The organism is Streptomyces sp. NPDC049585 (assembly GCF_040675615.1).
Taxonomy (GTDB): domain Bacteria; phylum Actinomycetota; class Actinomycetes; order Streptomycetales; family Streptomycetaceae; genus Streptomyces; species Streptomyces luteosporeus.
Genome location: NZ_JBFAPE010000003.1, coordinates 177,632 through 202,350, shown reverse-complemented (window position 1 = coordinate 202,350; position 24,719 = coordinate 177,632). Strand labels below are relative to the sequence as shown.

Annotated in this window: 27 protein-coding genes and 1 pseudogene; 8 read left to right on the top strand and 20 right to left on the bottom strand. The window is 73.4% G+C overall.

All coding sequences use genetic code 11. The features are described from left to right. Together AB0K17_RS05245 and AB0K17_RS05240 are read right to left on the bottom strand one after the other, a co-directional pair. Positions 1-930: a glutamate ABC transporter substrate-binding protein gene (locus tag AB0K17_RS05245; RefSeq protein WP_365982140.1), complete on the bottom strand. Its 930-nt coding sequence runs from the start codon at positions 928-930 to the stop codon at positions 1-3. Between the two features lie 17 nt (positions 931-947). Further along, entirely contained in the window at positions 948-1,691 is a 744-nt protein-coding gene (locus AB0K17_RS05240; protein WP_365969300.1) for an amino acid ABC transporter ATP-binding protein, read from the bottom strand. A gap of 208 nt (positions 1,692-1,899) precedes the next feature. Between AB0K17_RS05240 and AB0K17_RS05235 the strand changes: the two genes are divergently transcribed. Next, a complete protein-coding gene (locus tag AB0K17_RS05235; protein WP_365969301.1) occupies positions 1,900-2,655 on the top strand; it encodes a GntR family transcriptional regulator in 756 nt (251 codons plus the stop codon). Between the two features lie 35 nt (positions 2,656-2,690). On the opposite strand, the gene AB0K17_RS05230 is transcribed toward AB0K17_RS05235, so the two are convergent. After that, positions 2,691-3,131, bottom strand: a complete 441-nt coding sequence (locus AB0K17_RS05230; RefSeq protein ID WP_365969302.1) for a DUF6278 family protein — start codon at positions 3,129-3,131, stop codon at positions 2,691-2,693. A gap of 150 nt (positions 3,132-3,281) precedes the next feature. On the opposite strand from AB0K17_RS05230, the gene AB0K17_RS05225 reads away from it, so the two are divergent. Continuing rightward, complete coding sequence (locus AB0K17_RS05225; protein ID WP_365982139.1) at positions 3,282-5,108, top strand: SGNH/GDSL hydrolase family protein; 1,827 nt, start codon at positions 3,282-3,284, stop codon at positions 5,106-5,108. 22 nt (positions 5,109-5,130) lie between these two features. Here AB0K17_RS05225 and AB0K17_RS05220 read toward each other — a convergent pair whose 3' ends face one another. From AB0K17_RS05220 to AB0K17_RS05205, 4 genes and pseudogenes are all read right to left on the bottom strand, one after another. Beyond that, complete coding sequence (locus tag AB0K17_RS05220) at positions 5,131-5,910, bottom strand: exodeoxyribonuclease III (protein WP_365969303.1); 780 nt, start codon at positions 5,908-5,910, stop codon at positions 5,131-5,133. A 68-nt stretch (positions 5,911-5,978) separates the two neighbouring features. Then, complete coding sequence (locus AB0K17_RS05215; RefSeq protein ID WP_365982237.1) at positions 5,979-6,623, bottom strand: MBL fold metallo-hydrolase; 645 nt, start codon at positions 6,621-6,623, stop codon at positions 5,979-5,981. Between the two features lie 19 nt (positions 6,624-6,642). Beyond that, complete coding sequence (locus AB0K17_RS05210; protein WP_365982236.1) at positions 6,643-7,968, bottom strand: carboxymuconolactone decarboxylase family protein; 1,326 nt, start codon at positions 7,966-7,968, stop codon at positions 6,643-6,645. After that, positions 7,954-8,739 (bottom strand): annotated as a pseudogene (locus AB0K17_RS05205) (alpha/beta fold hydrolase); the annotation flags it as partial. The gene AB0K17_RS05210 and the pseudogene AB0K17_RS05205, both read right to left, overlap by 15 nt. Positions 8,740-9,254: 515 nt before the next feature. Between AB0K17_RS05205 and AB0K17_RS05200 the strand changes: the two are divergent. Continuing rightward, positions 9,255-9,632: a nuclear transport factor 2 family protein gene (locus AB0K17_RS05200; RefSeq protein ID WP_365982138.1), complete on the top strand. Its 378-nt coding sequence runs from the start codon at positions 9,255-9,257 to the stop codon at positions 9,630-9,632. 89 nt (positions 9,633-9,721) lie between these two features. Here the strand turns inward: AB0K17_RS05200 and AB0K17_RS05195 are convergent, their stop codons facing one another. The 10 genes from AB0K17_RS05195 to AB0K17_RS05150 form a co-directional block, all read right to left on the bottom strand. Then, positions 9,722-10,258, bottom strand: a complete 537-nt coding sequence (locus AB0K17_RS05195; RefSeq protein ID WP_365969306.1) for a hypothetical protein — start codon at positions 10,256-10,258, stop codon at positions 9,722-9,724. 5 nt (positions 10,259-10,263) lie between these two features. Next, positions 10,264-11,385, bottom strand: a complete 1,122-nt coding sequence (locus AB0K17_RS05190; protein WP_344437191.1) for an ROK family glucokinase — start codon at positions 11,383-11,385, stop codon at positions 10,264-10,266. 158 nt (positions 11,386-11,543) lie between these two features. Next, on the bottom strand, positions 11,544-12,470 hold the full coding sequence (locus tag AB0K17_RS05185) for an ATP-binding cassette domain-containing protein (protein ID WP_365982137.1): 927 nt from the start codon (positions 12,468-12,470) through the stop codon (positions 11,544-11,546). Then, positions 12,467-13,507, bottom strand: coding sequence for an ABC transporter permease (locus AB0K17_RS05180; protein WP_365969308.1), 1,041 nt, complete (start codon positions 13,505-13,507; stop codon positions 12,467-12,469). The genes AB0K17_RS05185 and AB0K17_RS05180 overlap by 4 nt, the downstream gene beginning before the upstream one ends. Then, complete coding sequence (locus AB0K17_RS05175) at positions 13,504-14,475, bottom strand: sugar ABC transporter substrate-binding protein (protein ID WP_365969315.1); 972 nt, start codon at positions 14,473-14,475, stop codon at positions 13,504-13,506. The genes AB0K17_RS05180 and AB0K17_RS05175 overlap by 4 nt, the downstream gene beginning before the upstream one ends. A gap of 272 nt (positions 14,476-14,747) precedes the next feature. Continuing rightward, entirely contained in the window at positions 14,748-15,497 is a 750-nt protein-coding gene (locus AB0K17_RS05170; RefSeq protein ID WP_365969309.1) for a GntR family transcriptional regulator, read from the bottom strand. A 261-nt stretch (positions 15,498-15,758) separates the two neighbouring features. Next, a complete protein-coding gene (locus AB0K17_RS05165; protein ID WP_365966167.1) occupies positions 15,759-16,973 on the bottom strand; it encodes a cytochrome P450 in 1,215 nt (404 codons plus the stop codon). A gap of 82 nt (positions 16,974-17,055) precedes the next feature. Beyond that, positions 17,056-17,637, bottom strand: coding sequence for a DUF4865 family protein (locus AB0K17_RS05160; RefSeq protein WP_365966166.1), 582 nt, complete (start codon positions 17,635-17,637; stop codon positions 17,056-17,058). Positions 17,638-17,741: 104 nt separating this feature from the next. After that, positions 17,742-18,308 carry a TetR/AcrR family transcriptional regulator gene (locus AB0K17_RS05155; protein WP_365966164.1) on the bottom strand — a complete coding sequence of 189 codons (567 nt, stop codon included), beginning with the start codon at positions 18,306-18,308 and terminating at the stop codon, positions 17,742-17,744. Positions 18,309-18,396: 88 nt separating this feature from the next. Continuing rightward, a complete protein-coding gene (locus AB0K17_RS05150; RefSeq protein WP_365966163.1) occupies positions 18,397-18,813 on the bottom strand; it encodes a ribonuclease domain-containing protein in 417 nt (138 codons plus the stop codon). Positions 18,814-18,955: 142 nt separating this feature from the next. On the opposite strand from AB0K17_RS05150, the gene AB0K17_RS05145 reads away from it, so the two are divergent. The 4 genes from AB0K17_RS05145 (at position 18,956) to AB0K17_RS05130 (ending at position 20,719) form a co-directional block, all read left to right on the top strand. After that, positions 18,956-19,597, top strand: coding sequence for an XRE family transcriptional regulator (locus AB0K17_RS05145; RefSeq protein ID WP_365982136.1), 642 nt, complete (start codon positions 18,956-18,958; stop codon positions 19,595-19,597). Then, a complete protein-coding gene (locus tag AB0K17_RS05140; protein WP_344437179.1) occupies positions 19,594-19,719 on the top strand; it encodes a DUF6126 family protein in 126 nt (41 codons plus the stop codon). Before AB0K17_RS05145 ends, AB0K17_RS05140 begins: the two co-directional genes overlap by 4 nt. A 20-nt stretch (positions 19,720-19,739) precedes the next feature. Continuing rightward, complete coding sequence (locus AB0K17_RS05135) at positions 19,740-20,405, top strand: transcriptional regulator (RefSeq protein WP_365982135.1); 666 nt, start codon at positions 19,740-19,742, stop codon at positions 20,403-20,405. An 83-nt stretch (positions 20,406-20,488) separates the two neighbouring features. Beyond that, on the top strand, positions 20,489-20,719 hold the full coding sequence (locus tag AB0K17_RS05130) for a hypothetical protein (RefSeq protein ID WP_365966160.1): 231 nt from the start codon (positions 20,489-20,491) through the stop codon (positions 20,717-20,719). Positions 20,720-20,763: 44 nt separating this feature from the next. Here AB0K17_RS05130 and alc read toward each other — a convergent pair whose 3' ends face one another. Beyond that, positions 20,764-21,858 (bottom strand): allantoicase, encoded by a 1,095-nt coding sequence (gene alc / locus AB0K17_RS05125; RefSeq protein ID WP_365982134.1) that lies wholly within the window; start codon positions 21,856-21,858, stop codon positions 20,764-20,766. Beyond that, positions 21,855-23,183 carry an allantoinase AllB gene (allB, locus tag AB0K17_RS05120; RefSeq protein ID WP_365966158.1) on the bottom strand — a complete coding sequence of 443 codons (1,329 nt, stop codon included), beginning with the start codon at positions 23,181-23,183 and terminating at the stop codon, positions 21,855-21,857. Before allB ends, alc begins: the two co-directional genes overlap by 4 nt. 195 nt (positions 23,184-23,378) lie before the next feature. Between allB and AB0K17_RS05115 the strand changes: the two genes are divergently transcribed. Continuing rightward, entirely contained in the window at positions 23,379-24,161 is a 783-nt protein-coding gene (locus AB0K17_RS05115) for an IclR family transcriptional regulator (RefSeq protein WP_365966157.1), read from the top strand. A 29-nt stretch (positions 24,162-24,190) separates the two neighbouring features. Here the strand turns inward: AB0K17_RS05115 and AB0K17_RS05110 are convergent, their stop codons facing one another. After that, complete coding sequence (locus AB0K17_RS05110; protein WP_365982133.1) at positions 24,191-24,565, bottom strand: DUF5955 family protein; 375 nt, start codon at positions 24,563-24,565, stop codon at positions 24,191-24,193. Positions 24,566-24,719 lie beyond the last annotated feature (154 nt).

The following is a 24,719-nucleotide window of genomic DNA, read 5'->3' as shown; positions in this document are numbered from 1 at the left end:
TCAGCCCGCCGGGTAGCGGTCGACGGCGGGCGGCTGCGGTGCGGGCACCCCCGACAGCCCGAGGGTGGCGTCGTAGGCCTTCTTCCAGTCGCCGTTTCGCTCGTGGGCGGCGATGGCGTCGTCCAGGGCCAGGCGCAGCGCGGTGTCGCCGCGGGGCACCCCGATGCCGTACGGCTCGGTGGAGAAGGGCCGGCCGGCCAGCTTCAGCTCGTCCGGCGCCTTGGCCGCGTAGCCCATGAGGATGGTGTCGTCGGTGGTGACGGCGTCCACCTGGAGGCTGAGGAGGTTGTCGACGCAGATGGAGTACGTGTCGTAGGCGACGGCGTGGGCCTTGGGGTAGTCGCGCTCGATGCGCTGCAGCGGGGTGGAGCCGGCGGCCGAGCAGACGCGTTTGCCGGCGAGGTCACCGGGGCCGTCGATGCCCTTCTCGTCCTTGCGGACCAGCAGCGACTGGCCGGCGGTGTAGTAGGGCCCGGCGAAGCCGACCTGCTTCTTGCGCAGGGCGTTGATGGTGTAGGTGCCCACGTAGTAGTCGATCTGGCCGTTCTGCAGGGCCGTCTCGCGGTTGGCGGAGGCGATGGTGCGGAAGGAGATCGTCTTCGGGTCGAAGCCGAGGGAGGCGGCCATCATGCGGGCGATCTCGATGTCGAAGCCGGAGTAGGCGCCGGTGGCGGGGTCCTTCTCGCCCATGTACGGCTGGTCCTCCTTGGCTCCCACGACGAGGTGGCCGCGGCTGCGGGCGCGCCGCCAGGTGGCGGAGTCCGGCAGGGTGAAGCCGGTGGCGACGGTGTAGACGGGCAGCTGCCCGGGCTTCGGGCCCTTGACGGGCGGGCTGCCCTCCTTGCCGCAGCCTGCGGCGCAGAGGGCGGCGACGGTGAGCAGGGCGGTGAGTGCCAGGGCGGGCAGCAGGCGGTGGACAGGGCGTGGCATGGGCTTTCCTCACCGCCTCAGTGCTTGAGGATCTTGGAGAGGAAGTCCCTGGCCCGCTCGCTGCTCGGTGCGGTGAAGAAGTCCTCCGGCGGGCGGTCCTCGACGATGCGGCCGTCGGCCATGAAGACGACGCGGTTGGCGGCCGAGCGGGCGAAGCCCATCTCGTGCGTGACGACGACCATCGTCATGCCCTCGCGGGCCAGCTGCTGCATGACCTCCAGCACCTCGTTGATCATCTCCGGGTCCAGGGCGGAGGTCGGCTCGTCGAAGAGCAGGGCCTTGGGCTCCATGGCCAGGGCCCGGGCGATCGCCACGCGCTGCTGCTGGCCGCCGGACAACTGCGCCGGGTACTTCTCGGCGTGGGCGAGCAGGCCGACGCGTTCGAGCAGTTCGCGCGAGTGCCGGTCGGCCTCCTCGCGGCCGCGCCCGCGCACCTTGACCGGGGCGAGGGAGACGTTGGCGAGGACGGTCTTGTGCGCGAAGAGGTTGAAGGACTGGAAGACCATGCCCACGTCCGCGCGCAGCCGGGCGAGCTCCCTGCCCTCCTCCGGCAGGGGCTTGCCGTCGATGGTGACGGTGCCGGAGTCCACCGACTCCAGACGGTTGATCGTGCGGCACAGCGTCGACTTGCCCGAACCGGAAGGGCCGATGACGACGACCACCTCGCCGCGGCCGACGGTCAGATCGATGTCCTGCAGCACGTGCAGCCTGCCGTAGTACTTGTTGACGTCGCGCAGTTCGATCAGTGGCTCGCCGGCCATTCCGGCCTCCCCGCTCGCTCGGGACCTCGCGGTCGCCGCACCGTAACCGCGGTACGCCCGGGCAGGTGCCCGCTGACACGCGCGGCGCCGCGGGATTGAGCCGGATCGGGGGCGGACGGACCGCCATTTGCCCTAGGTACACAGACCGAGCCTGGGTACCTAGCCTGTGTGCTCCGGCCGGGGGACTTCGAGGGGGAAGGGAGCCCGCATGGGCGACAGCAGGCCCGTATATCTGCGCATCGCGGACGACCTGCGCCGAAGGATCGACGAGGGCGGGCTGAAGGTGGGCGACCGCATTCCCTCCCGCTCCGAGCTCAAACGCACCTACGGCGCGAGCGACCAGACGGTGGACCGGGCGGTACGGGTGCTGAAGGCCGCCGGCTACGCCGAGGGGCAGTTCGGGCGGGGGGTGTTCGTCACCGACCGGGCGCCGCTGGGCGCGCTGCTGCGCTCCACCGGCGCCGTGGACTCCCCCTTCGCCGCCGAGGTGCGCGGCCTGCGCGGCTACGGCGCCGCGCTCACCTGGGAGGCGTCCTCCAGCGAGACCCCGGCGCCGGCACCCATCGCCGAGCGGCTGGGCATCGCCCCGGGCGAGACGGTGCTGTGCACCCAGTACGAGTACCTGGCCAACCGGCACCCGGTGCAGCTCGCCACCAGCTGGGAGCCGCTGTCCATCACCGGCGGCACCGACGTCGTCCTGCCCGAGCGCGGCCCCTACGCCCGGCGCGGGGTGCGCGGCCGCCTCGCCGCCATCGGCATCCGGGTGGTGCGCGCCCGGGAGCTCGTCGGCTCCCGGCCGGCCACCACGCCCGAGGCCGAGGCCCTGGGCTGCGCCGCGGGCCAGTGCGTCACCGTCGTCGAACGCACGCACTTCGACGGCGAGAACCGGGCCGTGGAGACCTCCGACATCGTCGTGCGCGCCGACCGCTGGCGGCTGGAGTACACCATCGCGTTCACCAGCTGACGCGTCGTGGGGGCATCACCCCGCCCCCACGGGGCTCACCTCTCGGCGAGCTCGGCGTACACCTGCGACAGCTCCGGCGCGCCGTCCTCGGCCCAGGCGCGGCCGACCTCGACGACGTCCGCCTCCAGGCCGTTGGCGAGCCGTACGACGGGCTGCCCGTCGGAGCGGATCGACCAGCCGGCGCCGGCGACCGTGCGCACGACCACCGTGCCCAGGTACAGGCCGGCGTCGTTGCCGAGCCAGGGCACCAGTTCCGCGTCGTCGCGCCAGCGCGGCTGCAGCTGGTCCAGCCCCTCCAGGGACGCCGGCGAGTCGTCGAGCACGACCCCGGCCGACTGCGCGTGGGCACGCAGCAGTTCGCACTCCGAGAGCAGCTCCGCCAGGCCCTGCGGGTCCCGCTCGGCCCGCTCGGGCAGCGGCGTGCCGCCCGGCGTGCCGTGCCGCCTGCGCCAGCCGTCCAGGAAGGGAATGTTCATACCGGACAGGATCCCACCGGCACGGGTGCCGCCACCACCGACTCGGCGACGCCCGGCGTGACCGCGTGGCTTCCTTGACGTTCCCCTGGCGTCTCCCTAGCTTCATCCCGCCACGTGCACGCGCGGGGAACGCTGGGAGGCAGGACGCACATGCTCCGGACACCGACGCCCACCACACACCGCCCCGGGCGGCGCAGACGGGCGCTGCTCGCCGCGGCGGTGGCGGCGGGGGCGGCCTGCGCGCTCGTCCTGGCCTCCACGCCCGCGCCGGCCGCCCCCGCCGGGGCGGCGGCCCCGCTGCCGCTGGAGCGGCTCTTCGACAACCGGGGCATCAGCGACGACGACCGGCCGGAGGCGGCCGACCTCGACGGCTCCGGCGGTTCGCTCTCCGCCCAGGACCTCCGGGCCGCCGGCTGGACGCCCGGCCGCGCCCTCGTCCTGGACCGTACGGTCCTGCGCTGGCCCGCCACCGCCCCCGGCCGGCCCGACAACGTGCGCGCCGACGGGCAACGGGTGCGCCTCGCCGGGCGCGGCGACGCCCTGACCTTCCTCGTCGCCGGTACGGGCGAGCGGGCGAGCGGCACCGGCACGATCGCCTACCGCGACGGCTCGGCCGGCCGCTACACCCTCGCCGCACCCGACTGGCGGCACGGGCCGCTCGCCACCAAGGCCCTCGCCCTGCCGCACCGCAACACCGCCGACGGCGCCCGCGCCGGGACCGTACGGCTGTACGCGGTGACGGTGCCGGTCGTGCGCGGCCGCGAGGTCGCCTCCGTCGAACTGCCCGAAGCGCCAGGCCTGCACGTCTTCTCCCTGGCGCTGCGCTCTCCCTCGAACGGGTGGACCGGCAGCTGGGCGACCTCCACGTCCGGGTACTCCGCCGTCGGCCCGTGGACGGACCGCACCCTCCGGCTGATCGTGCACAGCAGCGTGGGCGGCCCGCGCGCCCGGATCCGGCTGGAGAACACCTTCGCCCGGCAGCCGGTGCGCATCGGGCACGCCAGCATCGCGCTCCAGGAGCGGGGCGCGGCGGCGACGCGACGGCCGGTGCCGCTGACCTTCGGCGGCCGAGCGGGCACGGACATCCCCGCCGGGGCCCAGCAGTTCAGCGACCCGGTGGGCTTCCGGGTGCCGCCCGACAGCAACCTGCTGGTGAGCATCCACCTGCCCGGTACGGTGCGGACGCTGCCCGTGCACAGCTACAGCAACCAGGTCTCGTACCTCACCGCCGACGCCCGCGGCGACCGCACGGCCGACCGCGAGGCCACGGTGTTCGACCAACCGCTCGACGGCTGGCCCCTGCTGACCGGCGTGGACGTCGCCGGCGGGGCGGGCTCGGTCGTGACCCTGGGCGACTCGATCACCGACGGCGAGCGCTCCACGCCGGGCGCCAACGGGCGCTGGCCCGACCTGCTGGCCCGGCGGCTGCGCGACCAGCGCGCCGTACCGGCCTACGGGGTGCTCAACCAGGGCATCTCCGGCAACCGCGTGGTGACCGACCGCTACCCCGGGGACGGCGTCAGCACCGTCAGGAGCGGCGTCAGCGCCGGTCACCGGCTGGAGCGGGACGTCCTCGCGCAGACCGGGGCCCGTACCGTCATCGTCTTCGAGGGCGTCAACGACGTGCGCGGCGACACCACGGCGGAGGAGATCATCGACGAGCTGCGGTCCATCGCCGCCCGCGCCCACGCACGCGGCCTACGGGTGCTGGTGGCCACCATCGCGCCCTGCGGCGGCTTCTGGGACTGCACCGCCGAGGCCGAGGACCGGCGCACCGCCGTCAACCGGCACCTGCGCGCGGCCGGGCGGGCCGGGAACGGGCCGTACGACGGGGTGCTGGACTTCGACGCGGCGGTGCGCGACCCGGAGCACCCCGAACGGATGCTGCCGCGCTACGACGGCGGCGACCACCTGCACCCCGGGAACGCGGGAATGCGGGCGTTCGTCGACTCCATCGACCTGCGCGAGCTGACCTGACGTCAGGCCCGGCGAGCCCTCATCAGAGCTCCAGGTCGACGACGACGGGCGCGTGGTCGGAGGCGCCCTTGCCCTTGCGCTCCTCGCGGTCGACGTAGGCGTCCTTCGCCGCCGCGGCGAAGGACGCGTTGCCGTAGACGAGGTCGATGCGCATGCCCCGGTTCTTCGGGAAGCACAGCTGACGGTAGTCCCAGTACGTGTACGGGTGGTCGTACTTCAGCGGGCGCGGGACGACGTCGCTCAGGCCCGCGTCCCGCAGGGCGCCCAGCGCGGCACGCTCGGCCGCCGTCACATGCGTGGAGCCCTCGAAGACGGACCGGTCGTAGACGTCCTCGTCGGTCGGGGCGATGTTGAAGTCGCCCAGCACCGCGAACGGCCGCTCCCCCGCCGCGTCCGTGGCGACCACGTCGCGCAGCGTCTCCAGCCAGTGCAGCTTGTAGCTGTAGTGCGCGTGGCCGACCTCACGGCCGTTGGGCACGTACACCGACCACAGGCGCACGCCGCCGCAGTCCGCGGAGACCGCCCGCGGCTCCTGCGCGCCGTCGTACTCCGGACCGCCGGGCAGGCCACGCACCACGTTCTCCAGGCCCACTCGGGAGACCAGCGCCACACCGTTCCACCGGCCGTCCGCGTGGACCGCGGACTCGTAGCCGAGCTCGCGCAGCTCCTGCTCCGGGAACTGCTCGGCGCTGCACTTGGTCTCCTGGATGCACAACACGTCCGTACCGCTGCTCTCCAGCCAGGCCAGCAGCCGCGGCAGACGGGCGGTGATCGAGTTCACGTTCCAGGTGGCGATGCGCATGCGGCCACCCTAACGGGAGGCACTGACAACGGGGCGGGGACAACGGGGCGGGCCCGCCCGGGCCCGGTTCAGAGCTCGACGCTGTGGCCCGGCGCCAGCCGCGCGTGCTCGGCCCCCGCGACGCCCGGCCCGTCCGCGCCCAGCATCCGGTCGTACACCGGCCGGGCCAGATCCGTCAGCAGCGCGTCGTGGATGTCGTACGCCCGGCGCGGCTTCACCTCACGGATGTAGTCGATGACCTCGGAGACCTTGTTCCAGGGCGCCATGACCGGGACCATCAGCGTGTCCACCGACTGCCCCGGGACCGTCAGCGCGTCCCCGGGGTGGAAGACGGAGCCGTCGACGAAGTACCCGACGTTGGTGACCCGCGGGATGTCCGGGTGGATCACGGCGTGCAGCTGACCGTGCACCTGGATGTCGAAACCGGCGGCCGTGAAGGCGTCGCCCTCGCCCACCGTGTGCACCCTGCCCGGGAACGCCGCCGAGACCTGCTCGGCGACGCTGCGCAGCGTCCACAGCTCGGCGGCGGGGTTCGCCTCCAGGGCGGCGCGCAGCCGGCCGGCGTCGAAGTGGTCGAGATGCTCGTGGGTGACGAGGACGGCGTCCGCGCCCACGGCCGCGTCCTCCTCGGTGAAGGCACCCGGGTCGATGACCAGGGTGCGACCGCCCTTCTCCAGGCGGATGCAGGCGTGACCGTGCTTGGTGAGCTTGATCGTCATGACGCCCATCCTGCTACGTGCCGGCCTCCTCGGCCATGACGCGGCCCACGGCGTCGAACGCCGCGCCGACGGCGGGCAGGCCGCAGTAGGGCGCGGCCTGCAGCAACGTTTCCTCTATCTCCTCGGCCGACACCCCGGCCCGCAGCGCGGCCCGCGCGTACGCGGCGAGCTCACCGGTGTGCCCGCCGACGGCGAGCGCGGTGAGCGTGACGAGGTACCGCGTCCGCGGATCGAGCCCGGGCCGCGCCCAGGGGCCGCCCCGGGCGAACCGCTCGACGAACTCCTCGTACGCCGCCCCGAACGGGCGCGCGGTGCGGGGGGCCTCCGGCCCGGCGGCAACCGGAACGGCGGCCCCGCCCGCCGGAACCGCGTCCGGGAGCAGGCCGCCGACGCCGGATGCGGCGTCCGCGGACGCACCCGCCTGCTGCGGTGCGCGCTCCCCGCACGCCTTCCCGGCACCGGGCACCGGCGGGCCGAGGCGGAAGGAGGTCATCGCCGAGCCGTCCGCTTGAAGGGAAGCAGCACCCGCGCGAACCGGATCCGCCTCGCCGGCCGGACCACCGCCCTGCGACGTACGGTCCGCGCCCGCCGGTGGCTCATACCGGAAGGAGTCGCCCGCCTCGGCCTGCTGCGGCCCGGCGGCGGCCCGCTCCGGGCCCGGCCGGTCGCCGGAGTGCCCCGCGGCGGAACCATCCGCGGACGCGGCCGCCTGATGCGGTGCGGCCGCCGCACCGCCCGGGCCCGATGCACCACCCAACGGCGCATGGCCCACACCGTCCGCTCCCGGCCGCCCGCCGGACCGGACCGCGGCGTCGGGAAGCCCGGAGACGACCGGCCCCGCACCGGTCACCGGCGGACCCAGCCGGAAGGTCGCCCCGGGGCCGGCGAGCGGCCCGGCAGCCGCCTCGGCCCCGTCCGTCCCCCGGCCGACAACCCTCGCGGAGCCGTCCGCGGACGCGCCCGCCTGCTGCGGTGCGGCACCCCCGTGAACGGGCTTCGGTTCGCCACCGCCCGACTGTGCCCCGGGGAACCCGGTCCCGGGCGCGGGCACGACGCCGGCGGCCGGGAAACCGGAGGGGCCGGCGATCGGCGCGGTGGCGCCCGGAGCCGCTGCTGCCCCCTCCGGGCCCCGGGCCCGGCCGGCGGGCGCCGGTCCGAAGCCCGCCGGGGCCGGCGTCGAGCCGGAGGAGGTCGAGGGGCCGGGGCGCATGGGAGCGCCGGACGCCGGCGGGAATCCGGCCGCTGCAGGCCCCGCGTCGGCGGGACCGGAGGGGGGCGGGGAGGCCGCCGCCCCCGACCCGGTCGCCGCCGGGCGGCGCTGCGCGGAGAAGTGGCGGATCAGCAGGTCCGTCACCGCGATCGGTTGCTCGACCGGGGCCAGGTGGCGGGCCGCCGGGACGACGGCCAGGCGGGCGTCGGGGATGCCGGCGACCAGGGTGCGGGCCTCGGCGGTCGGGGTGGCGGGGTCCTGGTCGCCGACGACGACCAGGGTGGGCACCGTGATGCGGGCGAGGGCGTCGCGCACGTCGTACGCGGCGAGCGCCTCGCAGGCGGCCGCGAAGCTGACGGGGTCGGTCGTGCGCACCATCTGCACGGCCCAGTCGACGATCGCCGGCTGGGCGCCGGCGAAGACGGGGGTGAACCACAGGCCGGGCGCCTGGCGGGCGACGGGTTCGAGTCCGCCGTCGCGGACGGCGGCGGCGCGCAGGCCGGCGTCGGGGGCCGTCTCGAAGCGGGCGGCGGAGCCGGCCAGGGCCAGGGCCTGCAGCCGGTGCGGGTGGCGCAGGGCGAGGTCGGTGCCGACGGCGCCGGACAGGCAGGCGCCGGCGTAGGAGAAGCGGTCGACGCCGAGGGCGTCGAGGGTGGTGAGCAGCCGGTCGGTGAGGTCGCCGACGGTGGCGGCGGGTTCCGCGGGGGCGCCGCCGTGGCCGGGCAGGTCGAAGCGGACGACGCGCCACCGGCGGGACAATTCGGGGACCTGCCGGTCCCACATGTGCCATGTCGTACCGAGAGCGGGGCCCAGAACCAGGACTGGGGTGTCCTGGGGCCCGTCGGAGCGGTATTGCAGGGTGTTCGGCGTACTCTCACTCACCCGTTCACGCTCCCACATCTCACATACTGCCCCTATGACGGGGGCATGGCTGTAGCGGAAGAGTTCCGCATTTGCCCCGTCCGTCCAGTTCTTCCCGCAGGTTCGGGTCGGCACTGAGCAGGACAGCCTTGAGCCGGTTGATCGCCTGGGTGCGGGCCTCGACCGCCGAGCCCTTGGCGAGTTTGTGCATCCGGGCGATCTGCACCGGTCCATCGTGTGACTTGCCTGCGGCCTGCAGCACGACTCCAGCTACGGGTAGCGCGCGCACAACTCCGAACTCAGTGCGCCAGTGCTGCCGCCAACTCTGGTTCGAGGCCCTGACGACTTTCGGCCGGTCGCCAGATCGCCAGGAGCGACATTCAAAAGTGCCTCGCGAGGCACCCGATGCTCTATCAGGTGCACTTGCAGCAGGGGGGGTTCAGCCGGCGCCGCTGATGCACGGGGATCTCTACTGCTGTGACCGGGATGGTTCACGGTGATCGGAAGGCGGATCGCGGGACGAGCGCGCGCGAAACGGCTGGTATTACTGGGGCATGCAGGAAGAGATTGCACGTTCCGCGATCGACACGTTCATCTCCGCGTTCAACGCCTCGGACGACAGCTATGTGCCTGCCCTGCTCTCCCAGGCTCTGACCTCGGACGTGGTCTTCTGGGGGCCGTTGGGTCGCAGCGAAGGAATCGCGGCGGTCGAGCGGTTCGTGCTGGACATCCGGCGCCACCCGGCGGGGCCCGGCACGATGGTGCGCTGCTCGGCGGTGGACATGCCCGACGAGTGGGCCCGGTACCAATGGGTCTTCACCACGCCGGATGGAGGTCCCCACCTGGCGGGAACGGACGTCGTCCATCTGCGGCGGAGCCTCATCGACCAGGTCATCGTCTTTGCAGGGGAGATCGAACCGTCCGCCTCCTGAGTCGTCCTTCTGCCGCTGCCCTTCTCCTGAACTTGCCCCCTTCGGCGCGCGGGCGCTGCGGTTCGCAGCCGCCCCTCGCGGCGGTGGTGTCAGGGGGTGGTGGTGGAGACGACGTAGACGCGGGGCCGCTCGGGGTCGTCCATGTTGGCGACGATCTCGAAGTTCGGCTTGGGCTTGTCCTGGTTGCGTACGGCGCCCTGCCAGTGGTGGCCGCCGGTGAACTTCCAGCCGACGACGGCGGCCTCGTCCTCGTCGATGGGCACCTCGCCGTCGCGCAGGGCGGAGGCGTCGGTGCCGATCTGCCGGAGCCAGGTGTCGAGGGCGCTGCGGGTGGTGGTGAAGCGCAGGTACAGCGAGCTGGCCTTCCACGAGTTGGTCTCGAAGGAGGCGACGTGCCGGGCGTAGGGCGGCACCGTTATCCCGTAGATGCGGCGCTGCGTGCGGGAGGGCCAGCCCGGCTCCAGGCCGGTGGCCGCGGCCTCCTCCCGCTTGGACTGGCTGCCGCTGCGGCTCTGCATCGCGGAGATGTAGAGGTAGCCGGCGGGGATGGCGATCAGCAGGAAGACGACGACGGGTTTGACCCAGCGCGGGCCGCGCCAGGGGACGGGCTGCTCGGTATGGTGCACGGCGCTCACCCCCGGCCGGCCCGGGAGTAGCGCTCGTAGCGTTCGGCGCGGCGCCGGTTGGCGCGGCGGAAGCGGCGGGCGACGAGGCGGGCGAGGTCGGCGGCGCCGACCATGCCGGCCTCGGGGCCGAGCTGGGCCTTGACGATGCGGGCCTCGGGACGGTAGCCGCGGCCGGTGAGGTGGCGGCGGAAGGCGTCGCGGGCGGGGCCGATGAGCAGGTCGTCGGCGGCGCTGACGCCGCCGCCGATGACGAAGCAGGAGGGGTCGAGGGCGGCGGCGAGGTTGGCGATGCCGACACCGAGCCACTGGCCGATGTCCTGCAGGAGCTCGACGCACATGGCGTCGCCCTCGCGGGCGAGCTCGGTGATCAGGGGGCCGGTGATGTCGGGGACGTGCCCACCGACGCGGTCGATGATCCCGTAGGCGACGGGGGATTCGGCGGCGGCCAGTTCGCGGGCTTCGCGCACGAGGGCATTGCCGGAGGAGTACTGCTCCCAGCAGCCGCGGTTGCCGCAGGGGCAGCGGTGGCCGCCGGGGACGACCTGCATATGGCCGAATTCGCCGGCGACCCCGAATTTGCCTCGCTTGACCTGGCCGTCCTCCAGGATGGCGCCGCCGATGCCGGTGCCGAGGGTGATCATGACGAGGTGGTCCTCGCCGCGGCCGGCGCCGAAGCGCCATTCGGCCCAGGCGGCGGTGTTGGCGTCGTTGTCGACCATGACGGGCACGGCGAGCCGGCCGGCGATGCGGTCGCGCAGGGGCTCGTTGCGCCAGGACAGGTGGGGGGCGAACAGGACGCGGTTGCGGTCGGCGTCGACCCAGCCGGCGGCGCCGATGCCCACGGCGTGCACGTCGTGGCGGTCGGAGAGGTCGAGGACGAGCTCGACGATGGTGTCCTCGACGACCTTGGGGCTCTTGGACTTGTCCGGGGTCTCGGTGCGCAGCTTCTCGAGGATGTTGCCGTCGGCGTCGACGACTCCGGCCATGACCTTGGTGCCGCCGATGTCGATGCCGACGGTGGGGACGCGGGGGGCGGTGAGGTGCGAGCGCCGCTCGCGTGTGCCGACCGTGCGGAGCACGGTCGCTCTGCCGGTGCCCCGGTGGACCCGCTCCCGGTACATGCTCATCGCGACTGTCGCCCCTGGAATGCTCTCGTGAGGCCGTGGCCTCGGTCTTTTCGTCGGTCCTGGCCGATTGTGCCTCACCGGCGAGGTGCCCCGCCAAACAGCGGGGGTGACCTCCGGGCCCGTGGCCGGGAGGTCACCCCCGCTGCGGAAGGGGAGCTTCAGCTCTCCTTTTCGGCCTTTTCCGCCTTCTCGGCCTTCTTCCCCGCGTTTTTCTCCGCCTTCTCCGCCGCCTTCTCCGCCGCCTTCTCCGCGGTCTTCTCCGCCGCCTTCTCCGCGGCGTCGAAGCGCTTGCCGCCGACGACGTCGGGCACGGGGGCCCGCTCCAGCTCGTGGCTGAGCTGTTCCAGCTCGCTGCCGCCGGCCATCTGCCGGGTGAGCTCGTCGAGGGCGATCTCCGCCTTGGTGTGGCTGCCGGCCATGGCGCCGCGCTTGAGCAGCACGAAGCGGTCGCCGACGAGGTAGGCGTGGTGGGGGTTGTGCGTGATGAGGACCACGCCGAGGCCGGCGTCGCGGGCCGCGGCCATGTACTTCAGGACGACGCCGGACTGCTTGACGCCGAGCGCGGCGGTCGGCTCGTCCAGGACGAGGACCTTGGCGCCGAAGTACACCGCGCGGGCGATGGCCACGCACTGCCGCTCGCCGCCGGAGAGGGTGCCGATGGGCTGGTCGACGTCGCGCAGGTCGATGCCCATGCGCAGCAGCTCGGCCCGGGTGGTCTCGCGCATGGTGCGCACGTCCAGGCGCTTGAAGGGGCCGGCGCCCTTGACGGGCTCGGAGCCGAGGAAGAAGTTGCGCCAGACCGGCATCAGGGGGACGACGGCGAGGTCCTGGTAGACGGTGGCGATGCCGCGGTCGAGGGCCTCGCGGGGGGAGGCGAGGGCGGCCTCCTCGCCCTCGATCTCGAAGCTGCCGGCGTCGTGCCGGTGCAGACCCGCGATGATCTTGATGAGGGTCGACTTGCCGGCGCCGTTGTCGCCCAGGACGCAGGTGATCTCGCCGGGGTGGACCTCCAGGGAGACGCCTTCGAGCGCGCGGACGTTGCCGTAGTACTTGCTGACGTCGGTCAGCTTGATCAGCGCCGTCATTTGCTCGCCTCCGCGCGCTTGCGGACCCACGCGTTGAGCAGGGTCGCCAGGAGCAGCATCGCGCCCAGGAAGAACTTGAACCAGTCGGGGTTCCACTGGGCGTACACGATGCCCTTGCTGGTCATGCCGAAGATGAACGCACCGACCGCGGAGCCGATGGCCGAGCCGTAGCCGCCGGTCATCAGGCAGCCGCCGATGACGGCCGCGATGATGTACAGGAACTCGTTGCCCACGCCCTCGCCGGACTGCACGACGTCGTACGACATCAGCAGGTGCTGGCCGGAGATCCAGGCGCAGAAGGCCACGGCCATGTACAGGCCGATCTTGGTGCGGTTGACGGGGACGCCGACCGCGCGGGCGGCGTCGGCGCCGCCGCCGACCGCGAAGATCCAGTTGCCGGCGCGGGTGCGCAGCAGGATCCAGGTGGCGAGGGCCACCAGGCCGAGCCACCACAGGACGGTGACCTGCAGGTCGACGCCGGCGATCGTGAAGTGGGAGGCGAAGACGGCGCGGGCGGAGGGGAAGCCCTCCATGTCGCCGATGGTCTTGGTGGAGACCGTGCCGCTGACGAGCTTGGTGAAGCCCAGGTTCAGGCCCGTGAGCATCAGGAAGGTGCCCAGCGTGATGATGAAGCTGGGCAGCTTGGTGCGGGTGAGCATGAAGCCGTTGAAGAAGCCGATGGCCAGGGTGACCAGCAGCGAGACCCCGACGCCGACCCAGACGTTAGCCGTCATCTGGTAGCTGAACATCGACGAGACCAGGGCCGAGCTGGTGACCATGACACCGGCCGACAGGTCGAACTCGCCGCCGATCATCAGCAGCGCGACGGGCACCGCCATGATCCCGATCGTCGAGGACGCGTACAGGACGGTGGAGAGGCTGGAGGTCTTGAGAAACGTTTCGGCCGCGAACGAGAAGAAGGCGAAGACCGCCGCCGCGCCCACGACCGCGCCGAGCTCCGGGCGGCCGATCAGGCGGCGCGTCCAGCCCCGGGTCATCAGGCGTTCGTCCGCCCCGGTGGTGGTCGCTGTCGTCATCGGGTGCCCCGCTTCGTGTACTCGGCCAGGGTCTTCGCGTCGTCCTTGGTGACGATCTGCGGGCCGGTCAGGACCGGGCGGCCGCCGCCGAGCATGTCGCGGTTGTACTTGTACAGCCACAACAGGTCGACGGCCTGGTAGCCCTGGAGGTACGGGTCCTGGTCGACGGCGAAGCCGAGGGAGCCGTCCTGCAGGCCGGCGGCGACCTTGGCGTTGAGGTCGAAGGTGTCGACCTCGGCCTTGCTGCCGGCCTGCTGGGCCGCCTTGACCGCGGTCGGCGCGAAGGGGGCGCCCAGGGTGACCACGGCGTCGACGTCCTTGTCGGACTGCAGCTTGGCCTCCAGCGAGGACTGGACGGCGGGCATGTTGGTGCCCTCGACGTAGAGGTTGTCCACCTGGCCCTTGAAGGACTTCTTCACACCCTCGCAGCGCTGCTCGTGGCCGACGTTGCCCTGCTCGTGCAGGACGCAGACGGCCTTCTTCTTCCCGCGCTGGTTGAGCTGCTCGCCGACGGCCTCGCCGGCGATGACCTCGTCCTGGCCGATGTGGGTCAGGGCACCGAACTCCTTGGACTTGTCGGAGCCCGAGTTCACCGTGATCACCGGGATGCCGGCCTTCTCCGCCTTGGCGACGACGTCCTTCATGGCGTCGGGCTTGGCGAGGGTGACGATCAGGCCGTCGACCTTCTGGTCGATCATGGCCTGCACGCTCTGCGCCTGCTTGTTGCCCTCGACGTCATGGGCGTAGAGGAACTTGATGTTGTCCTTGGCCGCCGCCTGCTTGGCACCGTTCTGCACGATGTCCCAGAACGTGTCGCCATCGCCCGAGTGGGTGACCATCGCGAAGGTCCACCGGGGAGTGTCGACCGCCGCGCGGCCCTGGGCCGCCTTGGCCGCCCGCTCCTCGGCGCGCTTGCCGCCCGTACTGCTGCACCCCGTCAGAGTGGCGCCGAGCACCGCTGCCAGCACGGCACTCACCGCGCGTACGCCTGTCCGAACCCTTGCCACGAGGACTTGCCCTTCTCACTGTCTGTCACGGTGCGGCCGGGTCCCTCGTTCCACGGACCCAACCGCCCAAGTATCCGTCACCATCCGTCACCGCTGTCGGCCGGGGCGTCGGCGGCGGCGTGCGGGCCGCTTCCTGTCCGTGGAGTTGTAGTGGCGCAGGCCACACGGCGTCAATACTTTGTCAGAACATTCTTACTGACTGACAGCGCGGGCCGGCACCGCGGCCCGGCCGCTCAGGACCGGGCCAGGAGCTGGAAGTCGAAGGCGTAACGCGAGGCGCGGTACAGGTGCGAGCCGAACTCCACGGCCCGCCCGGTGTCGTCGAAAGTGGTGCGCTCCATGGTCAGCAGCGGCGCCCCGGCGGGCTCGGCCAGCAGCGCGCCCTCGGCGGCGGTGGCCGCCCGGGCGCCGACGGTCTGCCGGGCACTGTGCAAGGTGATGCCGGCGCCGCGCATCAGGCGGTACAGGCCGGTCGCGGCGAGGGTCTCCTCGTCCAGGTCGAGCAGCCCGGCGGGCAGGTGGTTGCGCAGGTGGGCCATCGGCTCGCCGTGGGCCAGCCGCAGCCGCTCGATCAGCACCACCTCGGTGCCCTCGGCGACCCCGAGGGCGGAGGCGACCCGGGCGGAGGCGGGTTCGAGGCTGTGGCGCAGGACCTGCGTGGCGGGCTTCTGGCCGGCCTCCTCCAGGTCGTCGTAGAGGCTGCTCAGCTCCAGCGGGCGCTTGACCTGGCTGTGCACGACCTGGGTACCCACGCCGCGGCGGCGCACCAGCAGGCCCTTGTCGACGAGCGACTGGATGGCCTGCCGGACGGTGGGCCGGGACAGGCCCAGTCGCCCGGCGAGCTCGATCTCGTTGCCGAGCAGGCTCCCGGGCGCGAGCTCGCCGCGCTCGATGGCGGCCTCCAGCTGCTGGGAGAGCTGGAAGTACAGGGGGACCGGACTGCCGCGGTCGAGGGTGAACCGGAGGGGATGCTGCTTCGCCACGGAGGGAGCGTAGCTCCAGGACCTGATGACGGGAAGTCGTGAGGTCAGGATGTCCGGACATAGCGGCCCCGCGGCCGGGGCCGGGCGCCCCGCAAGGGGCGCGGGGAACTGCGCGACAAGCCACAGCGTGCCCGCAGACGAAGTGCCGTGCTGCGCCCCGGCCGCGGGCCGCCGGTGGCCGATCGCGCCCACGCGGCGGCAGCCGCAGATCGACACTGCCCCGCGCCCCTTACGGGGCGCAGCACTTCCGCAGGAGACCCGCTAGAAGCGGACCGGCAGGCGCAGGGGCCCCCGCATCAGCAGGCCCTCGCGCCAGGTCAGCGCGTCCGGGTGGCAGTCCAGGGCGAGGTCCGGGCAGCGCTCCAGCAGCGAGCGCAGGGCGATCCGGGCCTCCAGGCGGGCCAGCGGCGCGCCCAGGCAGTAGTGGATGCCGTGCCCGAAGGCCACGTGACCGCGCGCGTCGCGGCGTATGTCGAAGCCGCCGGGGTCGGGGAAGCGGGCCGGGTCCCGGTCGGCGTCGGCGAGTGCGACGAGCACCAGCTCGCCGCCGCCGGGCACAACGGTGCCGGCGATCTCGACGGGTTCTGTGGTGAAGCGGTACGTGGAGGTCTCCACCGGCCCGTCGTAGCGCAGCATCTCCTCGACCGCGCTCTCGTACAGGCCGGCGTCGGCCCGCAGGGCCGCCAGTTGCTCGGGGTGGGTGAGCAGGGCGAACACGCCGTTGGTCAGGAGGTTGACCGTCGTCTCGTGGCCGGCGACCAGCAGGATCCAGGCCATGCCGATGAGCTCCTCGGAGGAGAGCCGGTCGCCGTCCTCGGCCGTGGTGCGGATCAGTGCGCTCAGCAGGTCCTCCCCCGGGTCGGCCTGTTTGGCGGCGACCAGCCGGGCGAGGTAGGCGGCGACTTCCCGGGCGGAGGCGGCCTTCTCGGCCGGCGGCGCCGAGCCCACCGCGGTGGCCGTCCATCCGCGGAACGCCTCGCGGTCGAGGTCCGGCACGCCCAGCAGCTCGCAGATGACGCCCATGGGCAGCGGGAAGGACAGCGCGTCGACCAGGTCGGCGCGGCGGCCCGGCGAGGCGAGCATCGCGTCGAGGAGCTCGTCGGTCATCTCCTGCACGCGGGGCGCCATCGCCTCCACCCGGCGCGGGGTGAACTCCTTGGCGACCAGCTTGCGCAGCCGGGTGTGGTCCGGCTGGTCGGAACCGAGCATGTGCGGGCCGGCCGCCACCATCTCGATGCCCAGGCCGGCCGAGCGGTTGTCCCACCGCTTGGAGAGCCGGGGGTCGTTGAGGGTGGTGCGCACCTCGTCGTAGCCGACGACCAGCCAGCACACCGGCCCCTCCGGCATCCGCACCCGGTGCACGGGGCCGCGCTCGCGCAGCGCGGCGTACACGGGGTACGGGTCGCGGGCGAACGCCGCGCCCATCGCCGCCAGATCGACGACGCCGTCCTGCTCCTGCAGCAATGTCGTCACCATGCCATCCCCCTGGGCGTCTTTGTTCGGGCGAACGTCCGTTCAGAGTTCACCTTACGCGCCGGTAGGGGGAGTTGAGCAGGCGTCAGTGGTCGGTGATCTCCCGGAGGTGGGGATCGGACAGGTGCAGCACCTGGTAGCGCTCGCCGGCCTCGCTCTTGGGCACGGCCTCCTGCCACAGCACGAATCGCAGCAGCTGCCAGTCGCGGGGGTCGACGCCGACGGCGGCGGTGTGCACCCCCGCCGTACGGGCCAGTTCGGCCAGCCCGGCCAGCGCCTCGGCGACCGCCTCCGCGGGGTCGGTGTCGGCCGGCAGGGGCGTGAGCTGCCGAGAGGCGGCCTTCGGCACGCAGCCGCGGGCCGGTCCGCCCGCACAGGCCACGCCGGTCCAGTGCCGGACGGCGGGTCGGCCGAAGCTGGCGACGATGCGCTGGAATCCGCCCCCGCCGACCAGGAAGTCGCTCATGGCGCCGGTGTCCTGCCACAGGTAGAAGGGCGCGTACTGGTTGACCGGGGACCCGTCGGCGGTGCGCTCGCGGACGAGGTAGGCCTTCAGCCCCAGGCCGTCCCGGTCGTCGAGTATGTGGGCGCCGGCCGCGACCCGGTTGCGGATGATGCCCATGTCGTAGTCGGCGGGCAGGGCGATCTCGTACTGCATGGCGTACACGGGAGGCGTTCTCCTCGTTGTCGTTCGCTGACGCTGTCGTTCGCTGACGCTGTCGTTCGGTAACGCTGGCGTTCGGTTAACGCTGTCGTTCGGCGGCGGGACGGTCAGGCCGTGGCCTGTGCGGCCAGCAGGCCGAGCACACCGTCGACGGCGCGGGCGAACGGCTCGGGGGAGTTCGCGGCCCGGGCGAGGACGTAGCCGCCCTGGAGCACCGCCATCACGGTCGAGGCCGTGGCCTGCGGATCGAGCGTGGCGGGGAACTCCCCCGCGTCCCGCCCCTGCGCGAGCACCTCGGCGAGCCGCTCGCGCACCCAGGCGAACATCTCGTCGACCGGGGCGCGCAGCACGGGATCGGCCATGACGTCGGGGTCCTGGGTGAGGCGTCCGATCGGGCAGCCCTTGAGCACGTCGCGCTCGCGCCGCAGGTACGCGGTGATCCGTTCCAGGGCCGTGCCCGGCCCGCCCAGCCATGTCTCGGCGGCGGTGCGCATCTCGTCGGCGGTGCGCCGGATGGCGGCCAGGGCGAGGTCGGGCTTGCCGGAGAAGTGGTGGTACATGCTGCCCTGGCCGGCGCCGGCGCGCTGCTGGATGGCCTTGGGGCTCGTGCCGACGTACCCGCGCTCCCACAGCAGCTCGCGGGTGCTCTCGATGAGGCGTTCCGAGGTACTCATGATCGTATCGTACATACCAGTAGGTACAGTCGGGGAACGCAAAAGCCGCCGCCCGTGCGGGCGGCGGCCGGCCGGCGGCCGCGATGGCTCAGCAGCCGAAGTCGACCAGGTCGAAGGTCTCGTAGTGGTCGCCGGTGTAGTAGTCCTCGTGCGCGCCGCGGCCGGTGACGATGCGGCGGGCGCCGCGGTCACGGGAGCCCGGGGTGATGACGGTGTACTCGTGGTAGTAGCCGCTGTTCTGGTACGGCAGGACGCCCTCGCGGTTGGAGAAGACGACGCCGTCCTTGGGGTACGGGAACGGGCCGCCGTTGTCGATCAGCCGCAGGGTGTCGTGGGCCTGCGAGGGCAGCTCGGAGTAGCAGACGTCCCCGACACTGCTCGCGGCGGCGACCCGGGTGACCTGGGCGGGCGCGGCGGGCGCGGCGAGGGCGGGGGTGGCGGTCAGCAGCGTGGCGGCGAGGGCGGCGACGGCGCCGAGGCGCGCAAAACGATGGGGGGTTGACATGACCACAGCATCTCTCGCCGTGCGCATGTCACGTCAAGAGATGTCCGGAAACTTACCTTGCCGTTCACCGGACGGCGGCGGAATATTTGCCTCAGAGGCAAAGATTTTGCCCCCTGGACAACTTGGTGGCTATACCGGAAGCATGTCGCCACCACCCGCCTCCCCCGGCGAACCCGACACCGGGCACGTCCTGCCGCTCGTCGCCCCGCACCTGCGCGACCTGCGCCGGCGCAGCGGCCTGACCCTGGAGGGGGCCGCCGCCCGGGTGGGCCTGTCCCCCGCCCACCTCTCCCGGCTGGAGACCGGACAGCGCACGCCGTCGCTGCCGGTGCTGCTCTCCCTGGCCCGCGCCTACGGCACCACCGTCTCCGACCTGCTGGGCGAGGTCACCGCAGCGTCCGATCCGATCGTACGCGCAGAGCGCATGGCGCCCCAGGAGGCCGGCGGCTGGACCTACTGGCGGGCCGGCGGCTCCGGGCGCGCCATGCAGGCGCTGCGGCTGCACGTGCCGTACCACGGCGGCGGCCAGGAGGAACTGGTGCGGGTCCACCCCGGCGAGGAATGGCTCCACGTCACCCGCGGCCGGCTGCGGCTGGTCCTGGGCGATGCCACCCACCTGCTGGAGGTGGGCGACGCCGCCCACTTCGACTCGCTGACCCCCCACCGCATCGCCGCCGACTCGCCCGGCGGGGCGGACCTGTTGTTCGTGCACACGCTGATGCAGAGCGGCGTCGCCGGGCTGTGCCTGGGAGAGGCCGCATCCGACCGGAGGGCACTGCCATGAGCTTCCACGAGGAGGACCGCGCCCCCATGGGCATGACGGTCCGCGTCTTCATCTACCTCGTCGCCGTCCACTTCATCGCCGCCTTCATGTTCCTGCTGTTCTATCTGGGCGGCGCCGTATAGGCCTCGCTACGCTGGCTGCCATGGCCCGTACCGCCCGGGAAGTCGTCGACGAAGCCGTCCGCGCGCTCGCGCCGCGGGCTCAGGACAACCGCCTGGTCGCCCGGATCGCCGCGGGCCGGGCGCCGCTGGCGGCCGTGGCCGCCCTCGCACTCGAACAGCACCACGTCGTCCCCGCCGACCGCCGCAGCTTCGAGCACCTCGCCCGGCGGGCCACCCCTCTGGGCGGGCCGGCCGTCGTCGCCTTCTTCGACCACCTCGTGCACGGCGAGGACGCCGCGTACGCCCGCCTCGCCCCGCTCGCCCGCGCGTGCGGCCTGGACGAGGCGGCCGTACGGGCCCACGAGCCACGGGCCGGCTGCCAGGCGTACCCGGCGTACGTGGCCTGGCTCGCCCTGAACGCCGAGCCCGTGGACGCGGCCCTCGCACTGACCGCGAACTTCGCCGCCTGGGGCGACTACTGCGCCACCGTGGCCCTCGCCCTGCGGGAGCACTACGGCTTCGACGACGAGGCGTGCGGCTTCTTCGACCTCTTCGGCACGCCCGACCCCGAGGCGGCCGAACGGGCCCTCGCGGCCGTGGGCACGGGGCTGGTCGACGGCCACCTGTCGCAGGACCGGGCGCACCGCTACGGGCGGCTGCTGCAGGAGTACGAGGCCCTGTTCTGGCGCACGCTGGAGGTGCCCTGACGTCGCGCGCCCGCACCACACGGGCGGGTGCTGGATCACCGAAGTCCGGACGCCGCGTGCTGCGCCGCGCCACGATGGCGGCCATGTCGCCAGAGCCGTACAGCCAGCCCGCACCGGTGCGGTGCAATCGCTGCCACAACCCCCTGTGGTGGGACATGACGCCGGGGCAGCCGCCCTGCTGGTACTGCTCGGTGTGCAACCATCCGCCGGAGCGCAAGGTCAACGCCGCTGCGTTCCCGCCTCCGTGCCCCGCGGGGTGTTCCTCCCCCGTCTTCGAGATGAAGGACGGCGCGCGCCGGCCCATCTGCCACTAGGGCCGGTCGGGCGGATCATGCAGCGCCCCGTCAGGGGCGCCGGCTCAGCCCTGCGTCAGCGAACCGTGCACCCGCAGGCGCGCTATGCCGCCGTCCGGATGGATGTCCAGGCGCACGTGCGTGCCCACCGCGGCGTCCTGCGGCACGATCCTGTGCACCGCGTCGGGCTCCAGGCGTACGCGGGGCACGATCTGCCGCCAGGTCGCGTCGGTGGCGGTGTCGAGGACCGACAGGTCGGCCCACCCCGCCGCATTGCCCTTGTAGTGGCCCGTGTCGATCTCCACCGCCCGTATCCGCGCACGTCCCGTCAGCCGGTAGCGCACCCAGTCGTGTCCGTCGTCGCGGCGGCGGCGGGTCTCCCAGCCCTCGCCCATCGCGCGCGAGCGGCCGGGGAGGACGGTGCTGAGGGGGTCCGAGAAGAAGCGGTCGGACGCCTCCTCCACCATGCCGCCGTTCTCCAGCGCGACGAGGTCGAAGGTGTCCAGGGCCGCGAGCCAGGCGGGATCGGGCAGCGGTTCGCCGTGCACCCGCAGCCGGGCGATGCCGCCGTCGGGGTACTGCTTCAGACGCAGGTGGGTGAAGCGCTGCCGCCCGTCGAGCGGGAAGCCGTGGGCCGCGTGGCCGCCGACGGGTGTGCGCGGCACCAGCTGCGTCCATGGCACGTCGTCGGCGAGGAGGTCGGCCACGCCCGGCGTGCCCGGCAGGTCGGTGCCCTCCAGGGCGACCGCCTGCGGGTGGTTGCCGCGGAAGTGGGCCGTGTCGACGACGACGCCGTGCACCGTGCCGGGCACGCCGAGCCGGACGAGCGCCCAGTCGTGGTCGTCGTCCGCGGGGTGCGGGGCGGTGGCGGACGCACCGCGCCGGCGGCGGGTCTCCCAGCCGTCCATCACCTTGCCCTTGGGCCCGTACGCGGTGGGGTCGAACCGTGCGGGGCCGGGCACGAGCAGGTTCTCGCGGTCGGCGAAGAACTCGTCGTTGGCGGCGACGACGGATGCCCCGAGCCGCCGGTCGGCGAGGTCGGGCAGGTGGGTGAAGCCGAAGTCGGCCTCGGCGCCGCGGTAGTCGGCGTACGGGTCGCCGCCGGCGTACGGACGGGCGTTGCCGGTGAACGTCGGGAGGTGGCGCGGTGCGCTGCTCATGCACGCTCCAGGAGTCGGCCGGTGGGTTCGGTCAGGGGGGTGCCGTGGTCGGCGATCCGGCGCCCGCGCAGCCAGGTGGAGCGGACCACCCCGTGCAGTGTGCGCCCCGCGTAGGCGGTGACGGCGTTGCGGTGGTGGAGCCCGGCCGCCTCGACGGTGAAGGTCTCGTCGGGGGCGAGGACGGCGAAGTCCGCGTCGCGGCCCGGGGCGATGGCCCCCTTGGTGTGCAGGCCCGCGAGGGCGGCGGGGGCGGTGGCCATCCAGCGGGCGACGTCGCCGGGGCCGTGCCCGCGGCGCCGGGCCTCGGTCCACACGGCGGGCAGGCCCAGTTGCAGGGAGGAGATGCCGCCCCAGGCGCGGGCGAAGTCGGGCACCTTGAGGTCGGCGGTGCACGGCGAGTGGTCGGAGACGACGCAGTCGAGCGTGCCTGCGGCCAGCCCGCTCCACAACTCCTCGCGGTTGGCGGCTTCCCGGATGGGCGGGCAGCACTTGAACTCGGTCGCTCCGTCGGGGACTTCCTCGGCGGTGAGGGTGAGGAAGTGCGGGCAGGTCTCGGCGCTCACGGGCAGGCCCGCCGCCCGCGCCCCGGCGAGTACGGGCAGCACCCGGGCCGAGGAGACGTGCAGCACGTGCACGCGCGTGCCGTGCCGCCGGACGGCCGCCAACAGCGAGGTGACGGCGTCGCGTTCGGCGTCGTGCGGCCGGGAGGCGAGGAAGTCGGCGTAGCGCGGGCCGCCGGGCTGCGGGGCGCCGGCCAGGCGGCCGGGGTCCTCGGCGTGCACGATCAGCAGCCCGCCGAAGCCGGCGACCTCGGCGGCGACGGCGTCGAGGTCACCGGGCGCCAGGTGCGGGAACTCCTCCACGCCCGACGGGGAGAGGAAGGACTTGAAGCCGAGGACCCCGGCGTCGTGCAGCGGCCGCAGGTCACCGCGGTTGGCGGGCAGCGCCCCGCCCCAGAAGCCGACGTCCACGTGCACCCGACCGCGCGCGGCGGCCTGCTTGCGCCGCAGGTGGGCCACGGTGGTGGTGGGCGGCAGGCTGTTGAGGGGCATGTCGACGAGGGTGGTGATGCCGCCCGCGGCGGCAGCCCGGGTGGCGGTGGGGAAGCCCTCCCACTCGCTGCGCCCGGGGTCGTTCACGTGCACATGGGTGTCGACGAGCCCGGGCAGCAGCACGTCGTCCCCGAAGTCCTCGACGCGGGTGGCGCCGCCGGGCGGGGTGGCGTACGGCAGGACGGCCTCGATCCGGCCGCCGGTGACGGCGACGGCGGCGGGGCCGGTGCCGTCCGGCGTCACCACGCGGGTCGATCGCAGGAGGAGTTCCACGGTCCGCCTCTCGACAAGCCGGGGGAAGGGGTTCAACATTTCGTTGCACGCCGCTCGCCCGCAGTCTCCTGGGCCCCTTCCACCCCGTCAAGGCTTTTCCGGGACACGGAAGCTATATTTCACAAGCCAGAAACCGGTCGGCGGTACCTCGGATGGCCGGTAGGCTTCTGCCCCCATTCCCCCGGAAGGAGCGCCGTGCCCCCGTCCGCCGAGCCCCGAACCGCAGCCAGCAGCGGTGGAGTCCAGTCCCTCGAGCGAGCCTTCGACCTGCTCGAGCGGATGGCCGACGCCGGTGGCGTGGTCGGGCTGAGCGAGCTGTCCGCGAGCAGCGGCCTGCCGCTGCCGACCATCCACCGGCTGATGCGCACGCTGGTGGCCTGCGGATACGTCCGGCAGCAGCCCAACCGGCGCTATGCGCTCGGCCCCCGGCTGATCCGGCTCGGCGAGAGCTCCGCCCGGCTGCTGGGCACCTGGGCCCGTCCCCACCTGGCCCGGCTGGTGGACGAGACCGGCGAAACGGCGAACATGGCCCTGCTCGACGGCGACGAGGTCGTCTACGTCGCCCAGGTGCCCTCCCGGCACTCGGTGCGCATGTTCACCGAGGTCGGGCGCCGGGTCCTGCCGCACACCACGGGCGTGGGCAAGGCGCTGCTGGCCCAGTCCCCGGACGCGGAGGTGCGCGCCCTGCTGGCCCGCACCGGCATGCCGGCGGCGACCGAGCGGACCATCACCACCCCGGACACCTTCCTGGAGGAGCTCGCCCGGGTGCGCGAGGACGGCTTCGCCGTCGACGACAACGAGCAGGAGATCGGCGTGCGCTGCCTGGCCGTGCCGGTGCCGGACTCGCCCACCTCCGCGGCCATCTCCATCTCCGGCCCCTCGGGCCGGGTCACCGAGGCGGCGACGGACCGGATCGTGCCGCTGCTGCGGCAGGCCGCCGCGGAACTGTCGGCCGCACTGGCCGGTTCCGGCGCCTGACGCCCGACAGCGGGAACGGGACCGCGCGCCTACTGCCCCTCGCGCGGCCTGGGCACCTCGACGCCCGCGGCCGGCCCCGCCTCCTGCGCCGCGCCCTCCTGTGGCGCGGCGGAGCCGAAGCGCTCGACCGCGGCCCGCACCTCGCCCAGCGCCGGCGCGAGCGCGCTGACGGATCCGACGGCCCCCGCCACCAGCAGCAGCGAGCGGCGCAACCGGGAGACGTCGGGGTCGCCGGTGCGCACCATCGCGTCCAGGGCGGCGAGTTCGTCCTCGGCGACGTCCCGGTCGGGCAGGGCGGCGGGGTGGCCCGCGAGTTCCCGGCGCATCCGGGACACCGCGGCGCCCAGCTGGTCCACCCTCGGATCCGGCTCCCCGCCGGTCCGGCCCGCCCGTTGCGCGTCCACCACTACGGCGCCTTCCGCCACGACTGCCCCCCTCCCGTGCGCTCGCCCACCCGCCGGATCAGTTAACGCCACTTTCCGTGCGCCGCGCCACACGCACAGCGAAATTGAGGCTGCGCGTTCGCGTGCGGGTGACGAACTGGCGTACAGCGCACAT